This is a genomic window from Oceanobacillus damuensis (assembly GCF_001618145.1).
Lineage (GTDB): Bacteria > Bacillota > Bacilli > Bacillales > Amphibacillaceae > Oceanobacillus > Oceanobacillus damuensis.
In genome coordinates, this window is sequence record NZ_LQNF01000003.1 from 14433 (window position 1) to 35571 (window position 21139).

Consider the following 21139-nt stretch of genomic DNA (forward strand, 5'->3'; position numbering starts at 1 on the left):
TGAGCAAGAAAAAGGAGGGAGCCTAGGGGAAGGGGAGAGGGTCCTGAAAAAAGTGGACCAGCAAACCTGTCCCCGCGGTCCTACAGTGCTTTCATTGTTCGTTGTTTTTGCTGGAAGGTTGCGATTTCTTTGATGCCTTTATTCAGTAATATATTTTTGATTTCATTGGAGTAGATGCCCAGGTCGTTTGGGAAGTGGGAATCGGATGACATCGTGAATGCAACACCTGCTTCGATCAATATCTCAAGGAATGTGGTGCTTGGGCACATTTCTTTTACGGGATATCGGTAGTAGAGTCCGGGATTTACTTCTGTTGCAATATTGTTCGCAGCCAGTGTTTCTGCTACATTGCGGTACATTTCAATCAAGCTTGTTTCGTCTGGACGAAAATTAAACACCTTTATATTATCTAAATGTGCAATGATGTTAAACAGATTGCTTTTTGCTGCATTTTTTACTGTTTCAAAATGGTTTCTGTACAGTTCCTTTAAGTTGTAATTCTTAAATCTATGCTGAAGCTCCGGGTTATCAAAGCCCCATCCATCATAAAAATGCACTGACCCAATGATATAATCAAAGTCATAAGCGTTTAGAAGCGATGCGAGCTCTGCTTCGCCGCCACTGAAATAATCGGCCTCAATGCCAAGCCTCAACTGTATGCCTCGCTCTGCCCATATTTCTTTTTGTGATTGAATAAAGGACACAAATTCATCCAGGCTTCTAACCATTACTTTGTCGAGCCATTGCGCCTGCTGAGCACCGATTTCGTCTGAGGTTAGGTCCATATATTTTTCAAAATAGGCACGCGTTTCTTTGAATCGATAAAGATGGTCAACAATTCCTACCTCTTTGATGCCTTTGGCCAATGCTTCTTCTAAATAAAAATCAAGCCACCACTTGGAGTACTCACTTTCTGCTAAACGGTTGCTCATTTGATCCATTGCTTGGACGAGCCATTCTTTTGTGTTTCTCGGAGAATTTCCCGTATTTTTATGCTCCATTGCCTTTAAGCTTTTCTCGACAAACGAAAGGGAATAGGGGCCTTCCTCAAGATGGATATGATAATCAACTTTCATGATGCGTACGACCTTTCTTTTCTTAAAATTATGGTAAAATGTCAGATCTGTTCCGGACTTGGGCTAGCAGACCGGTAGTTTCTATATCATCGCCAGCCCTTTGTTCCCGGAAAACTTTACTTTTCAGCTTTCGGTAACATGAATCCAATCATATCCTTCGTTGGCCCAATCATCGGGCTTCGCTTTATCGCTAATGATTACTGATAGTTTGGAGATCGGACATATTTCAAACAATGACTTTTTGTTTAATTTCGATGAATCGGTAAGTAAAATTGCTTCTTGGCTGCATTTCATCATAGCCTCTGAAACAAGGGATTCGTCCATGTCGAAGTCATATACTGCGTCCTTTGTCAGCCCGCCACAGGATATGAAGGAGCGATTGAAATGAAATCGTTGTAAAAACTCGACCGTATAGATTCCTTTAACCGATGCCTGATAGGGATTAGTCGTTCCCGGAAGCATGATGACCAGTCCTGTCATGCGCTGTTCTTCGATTGCTAAATTGAATCGACTAGCCGCACTCAGTGAGTTTGTGACAACGGTAACGGATTGAAGATTTTCAATCATATCCGCTATATGAACGGTTGTTGTACCAACGTCTACGGCAATTGTATCGCCATTTTGAATCATTGCTGCTGCTTTCTTTGCCAATTTCTTTTTTTCGTCCAAATGCAATGACATTTTCTTTTCGTAGACCATTTCCTTTTGGGAGGGAATATAAGGCACTGCGCCACCATGAACGCGTGTTAGCAGCTCATTCATTTCAAGCTCGGCCAAATCTCTCCGTATTGTTTCCGGAGTCACTTGCTGCTGCTTTGCTAAAGTTGTAACCAACACTTTTCCATGCTTGTTTAACTGATCCAAAATAAGCATATGCCGTTCATCCTTCATTGCTTCTTCCCCTCGATTCATTGCATTCTGCACTTACTTTTCAATCGAAATAATATTCGTTCGTTCAATATAAAGCTGTGCTTGTGACTGGATGCTTTCCTGATTTCTTTCGTTATTGATCAGATCGACGGAAAGCTTTATACCATTTACGTCATATATGCAGCGGATTGTGCTGCCTAAAACGGTGTAATTGATGAGCTGTCCGTTGAAAAAGATGCCCTTCTCACCGGAAGACGGTGCCAATTGAATGGACTCTGCGCGTATCGCAAACGTATTCTCAGCATTCTCAGCTGAAAATGTCGGATCAATTTTTTTCAGGTCCTTCGCAGATAAAATATTATAATTTCCGATAAAACTTGCGACGAACTGATTTTTTGGATATGCATAGAGCTCTGCTGGGGTGGCGCTTTGCACGATTTTCCCTTCACTCATTACAAAAATTCGGTCCGATAAAATCATAGCCTCTTCCTGGTCATGGGTGACGAAAATCATCGTGATCCCTAATGTTCTTTGCAATTCCTTGATATCCACTTGCAATTGCTTTCTGATCTTGGCATCCAGTGCACTTAACGGCTCGTCCAATAATAGGACTTTCGGTTTTGTGACGAGTGACCGTGCCAGGGAAGTCCGCTGCTGTTGCCCGCCTGAAAGCTGATGTGGGTAAGCGTCTATTTTATCCTCTAAGTTGACCAACCGTACAATCTTCATCACTTCACGGCGTATTTCATCCTTGGGCATTTTCTTTAATGCGAGGCCAAATGCGATGTTTTCAAATATCGTCATATTTGGGAATAGCGCATAGTTCTGAAACACCATTCCAACGTTACGATCACGAGGTAGAATATTGCTGATGTCTTCCTTATCGAGAAAGAGATTACCCTCCTGGAATACTTCCAATCCTGCAATTACACGTAATAATGTAGACTTTCCGCAACCACTTGGTCCGAGGAGCGTAATTAATTCTCCTTCTTCCAACTGTAATGAAATATCTTTTAATACTTTATGCTCACCAAAACGAAGGGAGAGATCCTCAATTGTAATAAAGCTCATCACTTATGCCTCTTTTCATTGTTGACTTTTATTTCTGTACTTGTTGCAGGTTCTGCCTGGGCAAGGGTTAATGGTGGAAATGGCTGATTTTCGTTAGGTTGCTGCTTTCTTTTTTTCCACGCAGTTCTCTTCCCTTTTTTGGAAGCTGTCAAGTGCGTGATAACTAGGCTGATTACAATCAGCAGCAGGAAGTATGCCACCATGACAGCACTAGCTAAGTGGCCATTTTCATTCATTCGTCGCATCATATAAATCCGAATCGTTTCATAACGCCCACCGATTAACAGGTTTGTTAACACAAACTCACCGAAAAATCCCGAAAAGATTAGTAGGGTAGTAATTAACAGGCCTAATTTGATGTTTGGCACGATAATTTTTAGAAAAGCTTGCAGTTTATTGGCCCCGAGCATTTCGGCAGCATGCATCAGGTTTCTGGAGTGAATGCTTTCCAGGCTGTTTCGGACACCTTGATACATAAACGGTAAAGAGCCGACGAAGAGTCCGCCGACCAAAACGGCAAACATCGGAATCGCTGAACCAGAATACATTCGGAGTAAGCCTGTCGCCAGAATCACCGCAGGAATCGCATAGGGCATTAATACGAGCCCCTTCATAAAATTGTCTACTCGAGGGAAATACATATACACTAAGAAAACAGTTGGAACCATGACGACAAGGACGACCGCTAATGTGACAAACGTTAAGGTGATGGATCGCATAACTGCAGATATGAAGTTAGGATCCTGGAACAGTTCGATAAACCACTTCAATGTGAAATCCTTTGGCAACAGGGTATTGGACCAATTTGTTGACGTTGCATATAAGGCAGTTGATATAAATGGAGAAATCATATAGAGACCAAATATTGTCAGTATGAGATAGGTGCTGTAATTCCGTTTTTTTGTTTTCATGCTAAATCTCTCCTAACTCTCCGTAGCATCGTTTGCGACAGAATTAATATCGCAATCATAATTACGGCAAAGATAACGGCTAATGTGCTGCCAAGAATCGGACGTGCATAAATGTCTCCAGAAACAAGGGATGCGATGCGAATGGTTATTAGATTAACATCACTTCCTGTCAGTGCGTAGGCCGTCTCATACGTGCCCATTCCATTCGCGAACATAATTACAAACGTCCCTGCAATCGCGGGGAAAATATTCGGCAGACCAATTTTCCGCCAGTAGGTCCAATTTGAAGCCCCTAAAATGAATGCCGCTTCTTTCCATTCCTTTTTTATCTTTTTTAACGAAGGATAGATGAAAAGTATCCCAAGCGGAATCTGGAAGTACAGGTATGTTAAAGCGAGGCCTTGCCAGGAATAGAGGTTAAAGCCATCAAATAGTGGAACATTTAATCCATCAAAGAAAAGACGCAAGACCCCGGAATTCCCAATCAGAATGATAAACGCAAAGGCTAGCGGAACACCTGCGAAATTTGCCGCGACATTAATATAAACGGCAATTTTATCCTGGATTCGCTCAGGTAAATTCGTTAAGGCATAAGAGACAATGATCGCTAATGCCAGCCCGACAATGCTTGAGAAAATCGATATCATTCCACTATTTATAAAGGCCTGGTAATAATAAGGGTTCGTGAATGTTTCTTGATAATTTTCCAATGTAAATGATCCAGTTGTTTCACTTGTGAAACTCGATGTGATCATTAAGACCATTGGAAGAATCAAAAAAAGTGCAGCGAGCAGGAAAAATGGGATCAGACATATCCAAATTTTATTCAACCGTTTCGTTTTCAAGGATATTCATCCCTTCTTTTAAAGTTTGCCAATCTACTTCCTGCATTTTGTGACCTTTCTCAATGCCAAGTAAATGACACACAAGCGGAGCGAGCTGCAATTGCTCCAGTGGTTTGGTTCCGATTCGGGGCTCTAGCTGATCAGAAATGATAAATAATGGGACCTCTCGATGTGCAGGCAGTGTACCGCCGTGATTTCCAAAGTCGTCCATGCCATGATCTGAAGTCACGATCACCTGATACCCCATCTCTAACCATCGCGGTACGTAAATCCCTAAAATCGTATCCACTCGGTTGACAGCACTGCGGTATTCGATGGAATTTCCGGTATGCTTATGCCCGACATCGTCGATATTCATGGAATGAACATACATGAAATCCGGGTTTGCTGAAGTGATTAGCGAGTGTGCATCCGCAAAAAGATGTGAATCTGGGTAGGTATCATCCGCATAGAAAATCCCATGTTGAATTGCCTGCTCCTCATCATGCTGAATACGATCTTCAAACATGGAAAAAGGTGCGCGATTATATAATTCGCTTACCCAGTGATAAGCAGCAGCTGCAGTCGTCTTCCCGGCATCTTTCGTCAGAGAAAAAATGCTTTGTTCCTTTGACCGCTGTACACTGTAATTTGTGTAAATCCCATTAACATGTGTAGGTACCCCTGTTAGCAGTACTTCATATAAAGGGCGTGAATTACTTGGTGTTTCAGAAATGACTTTAAAGCGACTAGCCAGTTTCTTTTCGACAAAATGATTCAGAAAGCCAAGATGCTGGATGGCCATGTCATAGCGACAGCCATCCAACGTAATCATAATGAGCTTTTTACTGGGCATTTACCAACACCTCTTGCTGCCATAATTGTGGTAATTCAATTGCTGTTTGATCCCATGCTTCATGATCATCAACTTGTTTTACATTTTCATAGGCTTCATCCGGAAGTAATTTTGCCTGTACATCTGCAGGCAGCTCGACATCACGGATCGGGCGTGCATATCCTTTTGCAAGGTTGATTTGACCTTCATCCGATAAAATATACTCTCTGGCCAATTTTGCCGCATTCGGATGTGGGGCATTTTTGTTGATGACAGTTGTATACCCGCTCATCACGGAACCATCTGTTGGAATCGTTACTTCAAAACGGTCAGCATTGATTTGATCACGGTAATTTAATCCATTGAAGTCCCAAACAACCGCAACATCGATTTCGCCTTTTTCCAAATTCGCCAAGTTAGCATCTGCAGAAGTTAAACGTCCTTCTTCTGCAAGTTGCTTAAAGTAGTCAAGCCCTGGTTGAATATCTGTTTCACTTCCACCGTTAGCCATAGCTGCAGCAAGAACTGCGAATTGTGCCTGGGTTGCTTTCGTCACATCACCTACAGAAATATTGTAGTTTCCATTTGCTGCATCTTCCCAGGAAGTAGGGGCTTCATCCACATTCTGCTTGTCCGTGATAAAAGCAATTGTTCCTGTGTAGCTTAGCAGCCAGTGACCTTCGTCATCCTTCGCCCAATCCGGTATTTCATCCCAGTAGGAAGTTTTGTACGGGGCAGTTAGACCTTTATTGACTGCCAATGGGCCAAAGTTAATTCCCACATCCCCAATATCTGCCGTTCCATTTTCACCTTCTGATTCGAACTTCGCTAATTCTTCAGCGCTGGACATGTCTGTGTCAGTTTGTGTAATGCCGTATTCTGATTCGATTTCGTCCCAAGTTTCCACCCAGTTCGCCCACGTATCCGGCATCCCGACACTTGCAATCTCGCCTTCTTCTTTTGCTTTTTCGATAATTGTTTCCAGTGAATCATCTGCGTTTGCTGTAGAACCTTCGTTATCAGATGAACCGCCGCATGCCGCTAACAGAAGCGCCAAAGCAATAAATCCTGTAATTAAAAATGTCATTTTTTTGCTTATGTTTGTTTTCATCTTAAGTTGCTCCTTAAATGTTTGATTTAATTCTAAATAATCTTAAGTATTTATTTATTCCTATGGGTAAATTCACTAAAAGATGAAGTAGCTATGCAAGTGTCCTCCTTTATTTGAGAAATTGATGCTCCTAATCAAACGTAGTTTTGATTTTGTTTTGTTTATGTTTGATTATGCTTTTATATTATCAAACAAATATTAAACAAACATGGAGGGAAGGTAAATTATTTGTAAAGCTATTGTGGGGGAGTGGGAGATGGGATGGGTAGACTGAAGGGAAACTGGGAACCTAACCCTTCAGTCCTTCCCGCACCCATAAAATCAATATTGTTTAAATTTACCCAGGTTGACAATAAAGAACAGGTTTGTTTTGCAGTAAGAGAAGGTGCAGCATTCTCTTATTTGATCACCTTCCTTTAAATGAAAAATCATATCTAGCTCTTTGCTCTATTTATAGTGTTAATCAAAAGGCAAGATAATGGAGGCTCAATAACTTTCGCAGAGTATGGAAGTTATTGAGCCGTTCCTTTTGGTGTGTATAATGCTGGTTTGGTTCAACATTAACTAATATTAATAGGGTACTCATTCCATCTTTCCTTCAAGCATTTACAAACAATTAACGGTGGCTTTATTGTAGTAACATATTTCGGAGTTACAATTAAAAGTGTAGGAAATGCATCAAAGTAGCAATTTTGTTGGAAAAACTACGATATGAGGAGAGTGAAATGCTATTGGTAGATTACATTTGGTTTGATTTAGGTTATACGCTGGTTCATTTGAATAGAGAAGAAGTCTACCAAGAAAGATTGAAAGATTTCGGAATAGAAAAATCATTAGATGAGATTGCTTTAGCTTATCATTTAACTGATAAATACTTTATGCGTGAGCATCCAGGCTTGTTGGGGAAGGATCGCAAACAGTATGCCGCTTATTATCAAGGTAAACTGAATACATACTTAGGCCTTGAAGTAGATTTAATTGATGAAAGTGAGACAAGCAAATTTAATCAAACAGTGAAAGTAGAATGGAAAGCATTTCACGCAACTTTACAGACCTTAATGCAATTAAAGGAAAGTGGAATTGGTGTTGGATTGATCTCCAACTGGAATCATACGGCAAGAAAAGTTTTAATGGAAAATAAGATCCTTCCATTATTAGACCATGTGGTGATCTCGTCTGAGCTAGAAATTGAAAAACCTGATGAACGAATTTTTGTACATGCATTTCGTCAATCAGGTGTTTCTCCTGAAAAAAGCTTATATATTGGAGATAACTATTACGACGATGTGGTTGGCAGCAGAAAAGTAGGTATGGATAGTATTTTAATTAATCCATTTGAGCGAAGTGGTATTGAAGAGCTTAGCAATGATATTCATACGATATCTAATATAAAAGACCTCGTTCCTGCATTGAATTCTGATTTAATAGTAGCTAGGGGATAAGTGATGGTACAAATTAATGAGAGAATCAAAGAAAAATTTTCAACATTAACTAGTTCACAGAAAAAAGTTGCTCATTATCTACTGGAAAATATGGAAGAGGCGTTCTCTGCATCTGCGATAGAAATTGCATCAAATTCCGATGTGAGTGAGGCAACGGTTCATCGATTAGCACAAGAGCTTGGTTTTGAAAGTTTTCGCCATATGAAGCAAGAGATTGGTACGTTTATCCGGCATGATTATCGTTCTATTAATAACCTTGTTACTTCTACAACGTTGAAGCAGGATATATGGCTTGAGGAACATTTTTTTCAAGAGGCGGAGAACATTATCAATACGAGTAAACATCTTAATCAAGCAGAGATTACAATCGCAGCAGAGGCTATATTACGAGCACCTAATATTTGGGTTGGTGGATGGAGAATGGGTTTGTCGGTAACTTCTTATATGCAATTTATTTTGAAGTATATGTTAGGAAATAGTGCACTCATTCCTCAAGGAGAAGCTGCAGAATATGCTGCATATTTCAAAAAAGAAGATGTTGTTTTTCTTAGTGCATTCCCCCGTTATGACGAGAAAGTACTTAATCTTGCTAAGATAGCGAAAGAAAAAGGTGCATATGTAATTGGTTTAACGGACTCGACAGTATCGCCAATTAAGGAATATACCAATCTGTGTTTAATTGCAAAATGCAAGTCAAAAAGTTTTCTGGATTCCTATACAGCGGCAGTTTCTGTTTGTAATGCGGTTGTCAGTGCCATTTCTTATATGGAAGAAGAAAAGGTGAAATCCAATATTAAACAGGTGGAGGATAATTTTGTTACTTTTCAGCAGAAATACGAATGGAAGCATTAAGAGCATTGAAAAAATAAACCTAAAAGGAGATTTAAAATGAAACGTTTAAAAATAGCTGTTTTCATATCTTTACTTGCTGTATTCCTTGTTGCTTGTGGATCTAATGAAGGTGGAGAATCAAACTCAGACGAAACGGAAAATGCTGCTCAAGCGGGAACAACAGAGTTGGACGAGTCTACAGAAATGAATACAGAAAAAAAGGAATTAAATATGGCATTGTCAGTAGATCCAGATGGATTAGATCCGCATCGTACAACAGCAGCCTCAACATTCCAAGTCACAAATAACATCTATGACACCTTGGTAAAAGTTACTCCAGATGGTGAGTTTGAAGCTGGATTAGCTGAATCTTGGAAGGTTTCTGAGGATGGCTTAACAATCACGTTTACATTACGTGATGGGGTTGTTTTTCATAATGGACGTGAAATGACAGCTGAAGATGTAAAATATTCATTCAATCGATTAATGGATGAGGAAAGTCCAAGAGCAGGAGATTTTGCAAATATCATTGAAATCAATGTAATAGACGAATTAACCATTGAATTTGTGACAGAAGAATTAAATGTTGCACTTTTATCTGATTTTGCATACCCATGGACAGCAATTGTTGCACAAGAAGCTTCAGAAGAATTACGAAATCAACCAGTTGGAACAGGGCCGTTTATGTTAGAAGAATGGATTCCACAACAACAATTAGTATTAACCAAAAATGAAAAGCATTATGATCCTGCTTTATTAGAAACAATTACCTTCAACATGATGCCAGATGCGACATCACAAGTATCTGCACTACAAGCAGGCGAATTGGATGTCATCGCTGTTACAGGTGATTTAGTGAGCCAGTTTGAAGGAAATGATGCCTTTACCATTTTAGAAAACGAAGCAAATTCGATTCAGTTAATGGCAATGAATACAGCGAATGAAGCGTTAGGGGATGAACGTGTCAGACAGGCAATCAATTATGCAGTAAATAAAGAAGCATTGATTGAAACAGTATGGTGGGGATATGGTCAGGAAATTGGTTCGCATTATCCACCAATTTTAAAAGAGTATGTAGATACAAATGACGTCATAACTTATGACCCAGAACAGGCGAAAGAATTACTTGCTGATGCAGGATATGCTGATGGATTAGAGTTAGACATGTATCTTCCGGCATCTTACCCGGCCTATGTTGATGCTGGCCAGGTAATAGCAGATGAATTAGGAAACGTTGGAATCACTGCTAATATTGAAATCGTAGAGTGGGCGACGTGGTTAAGTGATATCTATGCTGGTCGTCAATATGATCTAACGGTTGTTGGTCACACCGGCCGATTGGATCCATATGTATTGTTATCCCGATACCATACAGATAGCGAAGAGAATTACTTCAATTATTCCAATGAGCGTGTGGATGAAATTCTAACATTAGTTCAAGAGGAACAGGATGATACTAAGCGTATGGCTTTGTATGAAGAATTGCAGGAAATTTTAGCTGAAGAGGTTCCAGCATTTTATATTCAGTCACCAACTGCATTAACAGTTACTTCAAGTGATGTAGCGGGTTATGAGGCATATCCAATTGATATTTATGAAATGAAAGATGTCTATTTTACTAACTAATAAAAGAGGAATAATATGCTGAATTTTATTGTGAAACGTTTATTTAGTGGTTTGGTTGTGTTGTTTTTCATTTCTCTTGTCACCTTTATCGTGCTGATGTGGATACCTGGAGATCCGGCATTGCTAAGTCTTGGAACCGATGCGACACCGGAAAAACTAGCAGAGCTACGGGAATCGATGGGATTAAATTTACCATGGTATGAACAGTATTATCAGTGGTTAACTGGATTTTTGGTTGGAAATTTGGGCAATTCATATGTGTTTGGCGAGGACGTATTTACGTTGCTCGTCCAACGCTTGCCCGTCACGATTTCATTAGCAGTTCTGTCTATGGCGATTGCGATTCCGATTGCAATTGTTATAGGGGTTTTATCTGCTATTTATAAGGAACAATGGATTGATTATATTGCCAGAAGCGTTATGCAACTAGGAGATGCGATGCCACAATTTTGGCTTGCTCTCGTTTTCTTAGTATTCTTTTCTGCTGGGTTAGGATGGTTTCCAGTCGCGGGGTTTACACCAGTTGAGGAAGGATTCTTTGCAAGTTTGCATAGTATTCTTTTACCATCGATTGTTCTGGCAATCGGTCAAATTGGTCCGCTGATCCGGATTATCCGTAGTTCAATGTTAAGTTCTTTAGAACAAGATTATATGCTGATGACGAGTGTGAACGGATTTACAAAATTTCGTTCGATTGGCAAATATGCATTAAGGGGTGCAATCATTGCGCCTCTTACCATTATCGCTATGCAGCTGGCAGGTATTCTGGGTGGCGCTGTATTGGTGGAGAGTATTTTTGCACTGCCGGGCTTAGGGCGATTGCTTCTAATGGCAGTAGAACAACGTGATTTAATATTACTTCAGGGAATCGTTATTTTTGTTACTGGTACGGTTGTTGTCGTAAATATGGTGACAGATATTTTATATCAAATCGTTAATCCGATGATTCGCTTTGGAGGTAGTCATGAGTAAGTTAAAAGATAATAAGCTGCTCGTATTTGGGTTGATATTGGTAATGATTGTTATTAGTATTTGTGTCGTTTCGTTCTTTTACCTTCCGCATGATCCAAATGCGATGAATACATCCGATCGTTTTCAAAGTCCCTCTATTGAATACTTACTTGGGACAGATCAGTTTGGTAGAGATATCTTTAGTCGAATTATGGTTTCGTCACAATATGCATTGTTGATTGGACTTGTGTCTGTCACGCTTGGATCATTCCTAGGATTGATTCTTGGAGCTATTGCAGCAACATCGAAGGGATTTGTGCAAAGTATATTGATGCGAATAATTGATGGATTTATGGCCTTTCCAGGAATTTTGCTTGCTATGATGTTAGTTGCTGTGCTTGGGAAAGGTTTATGGAATGCCGTTATTGCAATTGCTATTTTCATGGTTCCGGTATTTGCCCGGTTGTCGTATTCACTTGTGTTAGATCAAAAAAATAATTTGTATGTAAAAGCTGCAAAAAGTTATGGCGCGAGTAAAGGCAGAATTATTTTTAAACATATACTACCAACCATTTTGCCGCGTTTGATTACACAATTTAGCGCAAGCATAGGGAGTGCGATTTTAATCGAGTCTTCTCTTTCCTTTTTAGGGTTAGGAGTACAGCCGCCTGACGCGAGTTGGGGGCTCATGCTAAGTGAGTCCAGGCAATATACGTTGACCTATCCATTTTTGGCCTTTCCATCCGGTATTATCCTAATCATTACGGTCCTTGGGTTTAATTTAATCGGAGATGCGTTAAATGACTCGATGGTAAAAAGGAGGGCGTCTGCATGATGAATCGTTTACTCCATTTGGAAAATTTGAATGTGAAAGATACGCATAACCATGAATTGGTGAAGGGTGTCTCGCTTGATTTATATGAGCATGAATTTGTTGGAATCGTAGGTGAATCAGGTTCTGGAAAAACGCTTAGTGTAAAAGCTGCGTTGCATTTACTACCCAATGACTTAGGTGTTACTTTTGAAGATAGTGAAGTGTTGGGAAAGTCTATTATCGATTTAAGTGATCACGAAAAAAGAAGGTTGATTGGAAGCGGAATTGGCTTTGTTCCTCAAAATACAGTTGCATTCTTGCATCCAATGATTAAAATTAAACATCAAATTGGTGATGCCTTTATCTATCATACAAAAGCGAATAAAAAAGAGGCATTACAAAAGGCAGAAGAGCTGTTGGTCAAGGTGGGAATCAAGGAGCCAAAACGGGTACTTCATTCCTACCCAGTTCAACTGAGCGGTGGAATGAAGCAACGTGTCAATATTGCGATGGCATTAATGACTGACCCGAAAGTAATTATTGCCGATGAACCAACGACAGCACTTGATACGGTCGTTCAAAAACAAGTCATGCAGTTATTTAATGATCTTTACACGAACGACGGCGTATCAATCCTATTTATCTCGCATGATTTAAAAATCGTCAAACGTTTTTGTAATCGTATCTATGTAATGCATGAGGGAAAAGTTGTGGAATCAGGGTACACGAGTGAGGTGTTTGCAGACCCTACGCATTCTTATACGAAGAAACTACTTCGTTTGATTCCTTCATTAAAATCAGGAAGAACGAGAAGGTTAGGATAATCCGAAGATAGGGTGAATCAAATGGACACGATATTAGAAGCAAAACAGATTATAAAAGAATTTAAGGTGAAAAAAGAGCGTCTTTTGGATAAGAAGTCGTATTTTCGCGCAGTAAATGATATTTCACTGCGAATAAGAAAGGGACAGACTATCGGGATTGTTGGGGAATCTGGCTCAGGAAAATCAACGGTTTCTGAAATCATCGGAGATTTGCAAAAACCAACATCAGGCACGATAAACTATGAGGGAAAAGATATACGGAAGTTGTCCCAAGCAGAATATCGTGATTTTCGGAAGAATGTCCAATTTATTTTCCAAAGCCCAAAGGATTCACTTCACCCTTTTTATACGATTAAGGAAAATCTATTAGAACCGCTTAAGATTTATGCGGAGGAATTTAATCAGAAGCAAGCAATGATAGAAATTGAAAATATGATAAAAAAAGTAAATCTTGATGTGTCAATTTTAAAAAAACATGCCTCGGAAATTAGTGGTGGACAGGCGCAACGGGTCGCTATTGCCAGGGCATTGTTGCTAAAACCAAAAGTAATTATTTGCGATGAGTGTGTATCGGCACTTGATGTATCGGTACAAGCGCAAATTTTGGATTTGCTGCTTGATTTGCAGGAAGAATTTGCGACGAGTTACTTATTTATATCTCATGATATCAGTGCTGTGAATTATGTTTCTGATTATGTTGTTGTAATGAAAAATGGTGAAGTACTGGAAGAAGGGGTCACCGATCAAGTGCTATTCCAACCGCAGAGTGACTATACGAAAACTTTGATTTCCAGTTCATTTCTATCAGAAGAGGATGAAGTACATGCATTGTAGAGTAATTGGAATGTGGGGCGGGTTTCCTAAAAAGAATGGCCCCTGTTCCGGATTTTTGATTCAACAAGATGGATTTTCGCTATTGCTGGATTGTGGCAGTGGTGTCGTCCCGCAATTACAAAATTATATCGATTTAAATGAAATAAATCATGTTGTCTTATCTCATTATCATTATGATCATTTTAGTGATATAGGTGTCATGTTATTTTCGAGGCTAGTGAATACCCAATTAAAACGTGCAGACAAACCTTTGTCTATTTATGGACCGCTTAGTGAGGAAATGGAAAGAAGAGTGGAAGAAGTTCCCCATTCGAAATTTGCTTATTTTAATGAAAAGAGTAAGTTGGAAATTGGCCCTTTTACATTGGAATTTAAGAAAAACAGTCATCCGGTAGAAGCATATTCTATCAAAATTACGTCGGATGATAAAACAATTGTATTTACTTCGGATACGACTTTTACAGAGGATTTAATTCCCTTCTCAAGTGAGGCCGATTTACTGATTGCAGAATGCAGTTTGTATGAAGAGATGGACGGGTCATCATCGGGTCACATGACATCTAAGGAGGCCGGAATATTAGCAAAACAATCCAACGCAAAAAATGTCATCCTTACTCATCTCCCTCATTACGGTGATTTGAATGAATTGCTGGAGAATGCGAAAAAACAAGGAAATCCAAACATAAAGCTTGCAGATGTTGGAATGGTAGTGGAGGTTTAAGGGGCATAGGAGGTTAGCTTCTTGACCAACCTTCGAATCCTAAACAATTTAAGCGGGGAAGAGTTGGCAGAGAAGATTGATATAACCGAACAGTCTATTTGGCAGTATGAATGGGTATGTTTCTCCTAAAATGGAAGTTGTAAATACATTAAAGCGTCTCTTTCACGTTAAGTCTTCTTGCTTTTAAGGGGATGATTTGATATAAGATGGGGATTGCTATAGGTTTGAGATAGACGGTGAATTGGATAGTTACCAGAAGTTGTTGTTGGAGCAATTGGTTGAAAAAGTAAAACAGGGACTGGAGACTACATATATTTGATAAGATAGATTTCCAAATGGCAGCGATATCAAACGATGACGAAGATGTTGGTAGGAAGGATAGAAAGCAGTGAAAACTCTTTGGATATTCCTATAGTAGTCATTGATGGAAAACTGCATTCCTGGGAGGAAGTAGAGAAAATGGGGATGAGTTATGAAGGCTTCCAGATTCAAATGGAAGTGGTTCGTCCCTGGCTTCAGACAATCAAAATTTGTTAATTCCTGCATATACAATATACGGTGGATATACGATTCGATAGATAAATAAGTGGAACGTGGGACAGGTTTTTCATTGTCACACGTTCAAACTCTTATATAGTCTCACCTACAGGCCTCACATAAACATTTTTATTTCTATAGTTTAACATCAGATAGGCTGTGACCGGATAGAATCAACCTCTAAACGAGAATGATTCTTATAATAGAGCAACATTTCTTCTTTTTGCCCAGTACCTTACTATGAACGTGCCCCCACTACCAACTAAATTCAGAAAGAGTAATGGAACAACAAACCAGTCACAGCGTCCCTTTCTATTTTTTTGCTACACTGGATTCTCTTAAACTTGGCCGGTTTAAGTTAAAGATTGATATATCATGACTTGTTTCACCTGAAATAGCTAATTGGGATAAAATTTCTCCTACAACACTCGCAAACTTGAATCCATGACCTGCAAATCCGGCAGCAATGGAAATATGAGCGTGTTCTGGATGTTTATCAATAATGAAGTGGCCATCTGGAGTTCTTGTATACATACAGATGACGCCTTTTTTTAGTGCCCCCGATGCTCCTGGCATAAATCTGTCCAAGAATTCGCGAATATGACCTTCGTCGTTTTCATCGAAGCCGAAATCACGGTTCACCGTATCCGGATCAATCGCTTCAACGTAATCATGTCGTCCTACTTTTACCCCGCACCCGTCAAAGGTTGGAAAGCCGTAATATATTGCTCTCGTATCCGTATCACCTGAAGGAACTTCAACCATAAAAGTAGGGAATACGTTTGAATTAAATAATGCTTCATCTGCCTCAAACCAAGCAACCGGTTGACGTGTTGGGACAAGCGGCAGATCAAGGCCAACTTTAGAAGCGATTTTCCCGCTCCAGGATCCTGCACTGATGATTAGCTTGTCTGAGGTAAATGATCCTTTTTCTGTGATGACTTTGACTGAATCCTCGTATGCCTCTATATCCTTAACCGGGTTGTTTACAGATAGTTCAGCACCGTGTTGTTCTGCTAATTCACGGTATGCCTGTATACAATTTTCGCTGAATAAAAACCCTGAATTCGGTTCATAAAAGGCACTATAATCATCTGGAACATTTAAACCTGGAAAACGCTCCTTCGTCTGTGCTCCTGTTAAATGTTCGACATTCAGATCATATTCTTTCCCACTTTCGATCGCCTCATCGATAAATGGCGCATTGCCTTTAGGACCAAAACCCATTGCGCCAGCTTGCCTGAATATCTTATGATGTGTCTTTTTTTCGAGCTCATCCCATAGCACCTGCGATCGAAGAGCTAGTGGTACATATTCTCGCCCTTCTCCGTAAGCGTGACGAATGATTCGGGTTTCGCCATAATGACTTCCCTGATCATGCGGCGGATCAAAAGCATCCACCAGCAGAACCTTCACTCCTTGTCTTGCTATATAATATCCCGCAGCCATCCCCATTGAACCCGCACCAACTACAATAACATCATAATGTTTTGTCATTTATAATCCCCCTCTTTTAATGTTTTGTTGCTATCGTCTAAGTAAGCATTTACATAAATGTCCTACTGATTGAATTAACTTACGTCTTATATACATTATAAGAATGATTTGTTGCCGTATATAATGATGGGAAAAGATGTTTCCTATCAGTTCTACTGATTGCTAAAGGAATAGGATTCAGCCTATTCTGTCATTTTACTTTAAAAAGAAAAAGTGTTCATATTGAGAAAGCATGAACTCCCTTGGAGATTTGCGTTAGAATCTGAGAAGCAGTCTGAACCATTATTTTTTAATGATATTATGTTTTGGACCGTACGGAAATTTGGTAATGTTTTCAGCACCATTTTCAGATAATACGATAATGTCATGTTCACGATAGCCGCCAGCACCAGGTTGACCTTCTGGAACCATAATCATTGGCTCCATGGAAATAACCATTCCTGGTTCCAACACAGTGTCAATATCCTCCCTTAGCTCTAAACCTGCTTCACGGCCATAATAATGACTAAGTACTCCAAAAGAATGCCCGTAACCAAATGTCCGATTTGGTAAAAGGTCATGTTCGCGATAGATTTCATTAAGCTCAGCAGCAATGTCCATACATCTGGCACCTGGTTTGAGTAGTTCTAGTCCTTTTTCATGTACTTTTACGTTAATCTCCCACAATTCCAATTCTCGATCAGATATCTCTTCAAAAAACAGCGTTCGTTCAAGGGCTGTATAATAACCAGCAATCATCGGGAAGCAATTTAAGCTTAAAATATCACCACGCTGTATTTTTCGGGAGGTTGCCCAATTATGAGCCCCGTCTGTATTGATGCCAGATTGGAACCAGACCCATGTATCCCTCAGTTCAGCATGCGGGTACGTTCTGGCAATTTCTCGTGTCATTGCTTGTGTACCATGGAGCGCTACCTCGTATTCAGGAACTCCCTCATTGATGGCTTCAACCACAGCCGATCCTCCAATATCCGCGATTCGAGCTCCATTTTTTATTAGCTCAATCTCTTCTTGTGACTTAAACATTCGCTGCTTCATGGTTACTTTTGACACATCTATTAGTTCAGCATCCGGAAATGCGTCTTTTACTTTTCTGCGCATCTCGAGGGTCATATGATCGTCTTCAACGCCAAGGCGCTTGACCGGTGCTCCTCCTAGTACTTTCTTGACTGCATACAGGTAATTGTCTTTGTTCCAGTCAGTATACACAATATTGTCCTCAAAACTGCGGCGCCACGGTTGACCGGCGTCTATATTCCCGCTGACCGTACAATGTTTTTCTTGGGTGACCACAAGGGCGTAGGATCTGCCAAACGATGTATAAAGGAAATCACTATAATAATTTATATTATGATAAGAAGTGAATAACACAGCATCTATACCTTGTTCTGCCATGTTTTGACGTAAAATATTGTTCCGGTTTGCCATCTCTTGTTTGGAAAAGGTTGATTTAACCTTTTCACCGTTTTCAATTATTTTAATTCTTTCCAAATCTGTTACGTTTTGCATTTTTAATATCCCCTTTCAAGTTTTTCAAATTGGCCATTTTAGAATTATGCATGGAAATTGATTACTAAGCACATATCACCTCCTTCGTATAGTCACTCGTTTTTTAAATCTTTGCGGTTGACTGAATACGCTTACATTGAAATGTGTTTGATCCGCTAACATCAGTATAGTAGATAGATGCGTTCCTGTATAATAGCTAAAAATGATAGAATATATCATTTTTACAGATCTGCTTCATGTTGTGCTTTCAAACTTCATGTAAAGCAAATTCCTTCTTCAAAAATAGAATAATATTATTTGTGACATCTTCCACAATCAACCTGCCTTTTTCTGCTGTACTGGATTTCCCGGTATAAAGACAGCCTGATGAAGGTATTAACGTTTTTGATGGTGGAAACCTTTGATAGGTTGGCGGGTTCTCAATCCCATCATCTGTAATTAGGTCTTCATGGACAAGTTCAGGTGTAAAATACATCATCATGGATGTTTCCGTAATGGCAGCATGCTCCATTGCCCACCCCTTAAATTCTACTTCATCAAATATTTTTGGCATAAGTTCAATTGATATATTATCCCACCAATTAGATAGAAGAATTTTAGGAAAAGCCTCTTTTTGATTTCTTAGTAAAAGGTCAGCAGCTTCAGCAAGAAATGCGTCATTTTCATAATGACCACTCATAATTAAAATGTTTTTCCAGCCGTCATCTACAAACTCTTTCAGCACATCATAGATTAGCGAAGTTAAAGTAGTGCCATTTAAATCAACCGTACCAGGAAAAAGAGGACCTCCTCCACTAGCAGGCTGGGATTTATAGCCATATGTTATTGTTGGAGCAATAACTGCCCTTACTTTCTCTGCTATAGCCTGACTATATCTTTCCGATATGATTGCATCAACACCCAGCGGTAAATGAGGGCCATGCTGTTCCGTTGAACCCACAGGTAGAATAAGGATATAATCCTCAACCTTAGAATGATATTCCTGCCAAGTCATGTTTCTCACTAAATTATTTTTCATATAAATCAACCTTCCTTTCTAAAAACTATTAAGTTAAATTCTATAAGACAATGAAATTATCCTTCTTTTCTGCAATTTGATTACGATGACCCCGAGTTGGTAGTGGGATATACCTTTGCTTCACATGCATATCAGCTAATATTTTTACTGTATTCGGAATCAGTTGGGACTTCATGGCGATCATCAATACTCAAAAAGTTAAAAATTTTATCCATTACAAATACTAAGCCGATTCCTAGTAGTATGCCATTAAGTGGTGGCAATCCTATATCAAAAATAGAGCTTAAATATGCGCCTAAGGTAGCCAGTATATAAGCTATCAAGTTTGAATAACGTACCACCCTGAACTTAACACTTTCAACTGTCGGAAATGATTTTCTCCAGTTAAATATATAGTCTCCTATGATTAACCCACCAAGCGAAGGAACGAACACACCCAAAAATGATAGGAAGGGAATAAATACTTCATATATTCCTGTAACTGCCATAATCGTGGCGATAATCAGCCCGCCAATAACAAATGGAACTTTATTAGGTTTATTGAAGAATTCGGCTCCTGCGATACCAAAGGAATATGCTGCTGTCGTATTTGTGGTCCATATATTAAAAATTAAGATGAGCATCGCCATTACAATGATCCCCAATTTCATCAAAACTTCTACCATATCAGCTTCTTGCATGACTAGTCCACCTAACATACCAGAGATGGCCATTACTATATTACCTATTAAGAAGGCAAAAAACCCTACTGCAAATCCTGTTTTTGGTGTTTTTGCAAAACGAGCCCAATTAGGTGCCTGGGTACCTCCGGAAATAAATGCTCCTATTATAATTGTGATGGCTGCTGCAAAGGTAATTGTCGTGGTAGGTTCTATTGCAAAAAGTTCTCGAAAACCTCCTGCAGTCTCTACACTTACAGAAGGAATCTTGTATGCTAAATAAAGGAATGGAGGTATTGAAGCATAAGCTACTATCTCCATTCCCTTAGTCCCCCAGATAGCAAAAGACCCCATAAATAGTGACCAAAATATCGTAATTGGTATAAAATATGCTTCCAAACCTAAGCCTAGTGTAAACACCTTGCCCATATATGCAGCCTGAAATGCGTACCAAAACACTTGTGTTCCACCTAATATAATGCCAGTCCATTTAGAGCCTACTTTTCCTAACGCGTAACGGGCCAGAATAATTGCATTTAAACCAGTTTTTGCAGAAATCCAACATAACACACCTACATAGGTAGAAAGAATCAAATTACCTACCAACAAAACTTTAATCAAATCACTGAGCTTCAGTGAGGTGCCAAGACTTGCCCCGGCTGCCATCGTCGTGACGATAAACGTGAATCCAAGCAGAACTGCAAATATAGAGATCCAGTTCTTTCGCGCGCTCATTGGTACATGAGTCAAGGTATAATCAACATCAACATATTCCTTCGACACTTGCTCTTTCATAACATGAACACTCCCTTAAATTAGATTTTCCAAAACGGAGTAACGCAAATCCAACTATTGATTATCTGTATTGAATTTTTCTCTTAATGTTAGATGTTCATATTTACTCCTTTCTTAGTGGTTGATTCGCCGTCTCTTCTAGTCAGGAAAGGGCTTTAAAAGAAACGAACTCAGCACCCATTAGATAGAAGGGACATACAAATTTGTTGTTTCAAAGAATATGAGAACGCTTACAATAATGGCTGTATATAGTCAATTCGTACACGCTAATAAAGAAAACCGCTATCCTCCTTCCAATTATGAAAAGAAATATATATATTTCGAATAGATTGTTGTGGTATATTTCAAATATATATATTTGACTATTATAATAATTTTAACTT

At 39.4% G+C, this 21139-nt stretch carries 20 protein-coding genes and 1 pseudogene; 10 read left to right on the forward strand and 11 right to left on the reverse strand.

The features are described from left to right. Positions 1-80: 80 nt before the first annotated feature. The 7 genes from A4245_RS03710 to A4245_RS03740 all read right to left on the reverse strand — a co-directional run bounded on the left by A4245_RS03710 (position 81) and on the right by A4245_RS03740 (position 6698). Positions 81-1076, reverse strand: a complete 996-nt coding sequence (locus tag A4245_RS03710) for a histidinol phosphate phosphatase domain-containing protein (RefSeq protein ID WP_067725798.1) — start codon at positions 1074-1076, stop codon at positions 81-83. 123 nt (positions 1077-1199) lie between these two features. Then, a complete protein-coding gene (locus A4245_RS03715) occupies positions 1200-1967 on the reverse strand; it encodes a DeoR/GlpR family DNA-binding transcription regulator (protein ID WP_067725800.1) in 768 nt (255 codons plus the stop codon). A 33-nt stretch (positions 1968-2000) separates the two neighbouring features. After that, on the reverse strand, positions 2001-3017 hold the full coding sequence (locus A4245_RS03720; protein ID WP_067725802.1) for an ABC transporter ATP-binding protein: 1017 nt from the start codon (positions 3015-3017) through the stop codon (positions 2001-2003). After that, positions 3017-3928: an ABC transporter permease gene (locus A4245_RS03725; protein ID WP_067725804.1), complete on the reverse strand. Its 912-nt coding sequence runs from the start codon at positions 3926-3928 to the stop codon at positions 3017-3019. Before A4245_RS03725 ends, A4245_RS03720 begins: the two co-directional genes overlap by 1 nt. Next, positions 3925-4773, reverse strand: a complete 849-nt coding sequence (locus A4245_RS03730; protein WP_067725806.1) for an ABC transporter permease — start codon at positions 4771-4773, stop codon at positions 3925-3927. The genes A4245_RS03725 and A4245_RS03730 overlap by 4 nt, the downstream gene beginning before the upstream one ends. Continuing rightward, positions 4751-5608, reverse strand: a complete 858-nt coding sequence (locus tag A4245_RS03735; RefSeq protein WP_067725808.1) for an alkaline phosphatase family protein — start codon at positions 5606-5608, stop codon at positions 4751-4753. Before A4245_RS03735 ends, A4245_RS03730 begins: the two co-directional genes overlap by 23 nt. Next, positions 5598-6698 carry an ABC transporter substrate-binding protein gene (locus tag A4245_RS03740; RefSeq protein WP_067725810.1) on the reverse strand — a complete coding sequence of 367 codons (1101 nt, stop codon included), beginning with the start codon at positions 6696-6698 and terminating at the stop codon, positions 5598-5600. Before A4245_RS03740 ends, A4245_RS03735 begins: the two co-directional genes overlap by 11 nt. Before the next feature lie 725 nt (positions 6699-7423). On the opposite strand from A4245_RS03740, the gene A4245_RS03745 reads away from it, so the two are divergent. The 10 genes and pseudogenes from A4245_RS03745 to A4245_RS20015 all read left to right on the forward strand — a co-directional run bounded on the left by A4245_RS03745 (position 7424) and on the right by A4245_RS20015 (position 15278). Next, positions 7424-8140 carry an HAD family hydrolase gene (locus A4245_RS03745; protein ID WP_067725812.1) on the forward strand — a complete coding sequence of 239 codons (717 nt, stop codon included), beginning with the start codon at positions 7424-7426 and terminating at the stop codon, positions 8138-8140. Positions 8141-8143: 3 nt separating this feature from the next. After that, positions 8144-8992 (forward strand): MurR/RpiR family transcriptional regulator, encoded by an 849-nt coding sequence (locus tag A4245_RS03750; protein WP_067725814.1) that lies wholly within the window; start codon positions 8144-8146, stop codon positions 8990-8992. Between the two features lie 36 nt (positions 8993-9028). After that, positions 9029-10597 (forward strand): ABC transporter substrate-binding protein, encoded by a 1569-nt coding sequence (locus A4245_RS03755; RefSeq protein WP_199860644.1) that lies wholly within the window; start codon positions 9029-9031, stop codon positions 10595-10597. 15 nt (positions 10598-10612) lie between these two features. Next, positions 10613-11569, forward strand: a complete 957-nt coding sequence (locus A4245_RS03760) for an ABC transporter permease (RefSeq protein WP_067725816.1) — start codon at positions 10613-10615, stop codon at positions 11567-11569. Next, complete coding sequence (locus A4245_RS03765; protein WP_067725818.1) at positions 11562-12383, forward strand: ABC transporter permease; 822 nt, start codon at positions 11562-11564, stop codon at positions 12381-12383. Before A4245_RS03760 ends, A4245_RS03765 begins: the two co-directional genes overlap by 8 nt. Beyond that, complete coding sequence (locus A4245_RS03770) at positions 12380-13186, forward strand: ABC transporter ATP-binding protein (RefSeq protein WP_067725821.1); 807 nt, start codon at positions 12380-12382, stop codon at positions 13184-13186. Before A4245_RS03765 ends, A4245_RS03770 begins: the two co-directional genes overlap by 4 nt. A gap of 21 nt (positions 13187-13207) precedes the next feature. Next, positions 13208-14020: an ABC transporter ATP-binding protein gene (locus tag A4245_RS03775; RefSeq protein ID WP_067725823.1), complete on the forward strand. Its 813-nt coding sequence runs from the start codon at positions 13208-13210 to the stop codon at positions 14018-14020. Continuing rightward, positions 14010-14741 (forward strand): MBL fold metallo-hydrolase, encoded by a 732-nt coding sequence (locus A4245_RS03780; protein WP_067725826.1) that lies wholly within the window; start codon positions 14010-14012, stop codon positions 14739-14741. The genes A4245_RS03775 and A4245_RS03780 overlap by 11 nt, the downstream gene beginning before the upstream one ends. Positions 14742-14967: 226 nt before the next feature. Beyond that, a pseudogene (locus tag A4245_RS21015) lies at positions 14968-15060 on the forward strand (hypothetical protein); the annotation flags it as partial. Positions 15061-15095: 35 nt separating this feature from the next. After that, on the forward strand, positions 15096-15278 hold the full coding sequence (locus tag A4245_RS20015; protein WP_157087649.1) for a DUF7713 domain-containing protein: 183 nt from the start codon (positions 15096-15098) through the stop codon (positions 15276-15278). A 312-nt stretch (positions 15279-15590) separates the two neighbouring features. Here A4245_RS20015 and solA read toward each other — a convergent pair whose 3' ends face one another. The 4 genes from solA to codB form a co-directional block, all read right to left on the reverse strand. Then, positions 15591-16775: an N-methyl-L-tryptophan oxidase gene (gene solA / locus A4245_RS03785; RefSeq protein ID WP_067725828.1), complete on the reverse strand. Its 1185-nt coding sequence runs from the start codon at positions 16773-16775 to the stop codon at positions 15591-15593. 282 nt (positions 16776-17057) lie between these two features. Beyond that, a complete protein-coding gene (locus A4245_RS03790; protein ID WP_067725830.1) occupies positions 17058-18284 on the reverse strand; it encodes a M24 family metallopeptidase in 1227 nt (408 codons plus the stop codon). Between the two features lie 247 nt (positions 18285-18531). Further along, on the reverse strand, positions 18532-19302 hold the full coding sequence (locus A4245_RS03795) for a creatininase (RefSeq protein ID WP_067725832.1): 771 nt from the start codon (positions 19300-19302) through the stop codon (positions 18532-18534). 131 nt (positions 19303-19433) lie between these two features. Next, entirely contained in the window at positions 19434-20756 is a 1323-nt protein-coding gene (codB, locus tag A4245_RS03800; protein ID WP_067725834.1) for a cytosine permease, read from the reverse strand. Positions 20757-21139: the final 383 nt, after the last annotated feature.

Coding starts and splice junctions, on each gene's coding strand:
- A4245_RS03710 (WP_067725798.1), bottom strand. CDS start 1,076: ATGAAAGTTGATTATCATATCCATCTTGAGGAAGGCCCCTATTCCCTT.
- A4245_RS03715 (WP_067725800.1), bottom strand. CDS start 1,967: ATGAAGGATGAACGGCATATGCTTATTTTGGATCAGTTAAACAAGCAT.
- A4245_RS03720 (WP_067725802.1), bottom strand. CDS start 3,017: ATGAGCTTTATTACAATTGAGGATCTCTCCCTTCGTTTTGGTGAGCAT.
- A4245_RS03725 (WP_067725804.1), bottom strand. CDS start 3,928: ATGAAAACAAAAAAACGGAATTACAGCACCTATCTCATACTGACAATA.
- A4245_RS03735 (WP_067725808.1), bottom strand. CDS start 5,608: ATGCCCAGTAAAAAGCTCATTATGATTACGTTGGATGGCTGTCGCTAT.
- A4245_RS03740 (WP_067725810.1), bottom strand. CDS start 6,698: ATGAAAACAAACATAAGCAAAAAAATGACATTTTTAATTACAGGATTT.
- A4245_RS03745 (WP_067725812.1), top strand. CDS start 7,424: ATGCTATTGGTAGATTACATTTGGTTTGATTTAGGTTATACGCTGGTT.
- A4245_RS03750 (WP_067725814.1), top strand. CDS start 8,144: ATGGTACAAATTAATGAGAGAATCAAAGAAAAATTTTCAACATTAACT.
- A4245_RS03755 (WP_199860644.1), top strand. CDS start 9,029: ATGAAACGTTTAAAAATAGCTGTTTTCATATCTTTACTTGCTGTATTC.
- A4245_RS03760 (WP_067725816.1), top strand. CDS start 10,613: ATGCTGAATTTTATTGTGAAACGTTTATTTAGTGGTTTGGTTGTGTTG.
- A4245_RS03765 (WP_067725818.1), top strand. CDS start 11,562: ATGAGTAAGTTAAAAGATAATAAGCTGCTCGTATTTGGGTTGATATTG.
- A4245_RS03770 (WP_067725821.1), top strand. CDS start 12,380: ATGATGAATCGTTTACTCCATTTGGAAAATTTGAATGTGAAAGATACG.
- A4245_RS03775 (WP_067725823.1), top strand. CDS start 13,208: ATGGACACGATATTAGAAGCAAAACAGATTATAAAAGAATTTAAGGTG.
- A4245_RS03780 (WP_067725826.1), top strand. CDS start 14,010: ATGCATTGTAGAGTAATTGGAATGTGGGGCGGGTTTCCTAAAAAGAAT.
- A4245_RS20015 (WP_157087649.1), top strand. CDS start 15,096: ATGACGAAGATGTTGGTAGGAAGGATAGAAAGCAGTGAAAACTCTTTG.
- solA (WP_067725828.1), bottom strand. CDS start 16,775: ATGACAAAACATTATGATGTTATTGTAGTTGGTGCGGGTTCAATGGGG.
- A4245_RS03790 (WP_067725830.1), bottom strand. CDS start 18,284: ATGCAAAACGTAACAGATTTGGAAAGAATTAAAATAATTGAAAACGGT.
- A4245_RS03795 (WP_067725832.1), bottom strand. CDS start 19,302: ATGAAAAATAATTTAGTGAGAAACATGACTTGGCAGGAATATCATTCT.
- codB (WP_067725834.1), bottom strand. CDS start 20,756: ATGAAAGAGCAAGTGTCGAAGGAATATGTTGATGTTGATTATACCTTG.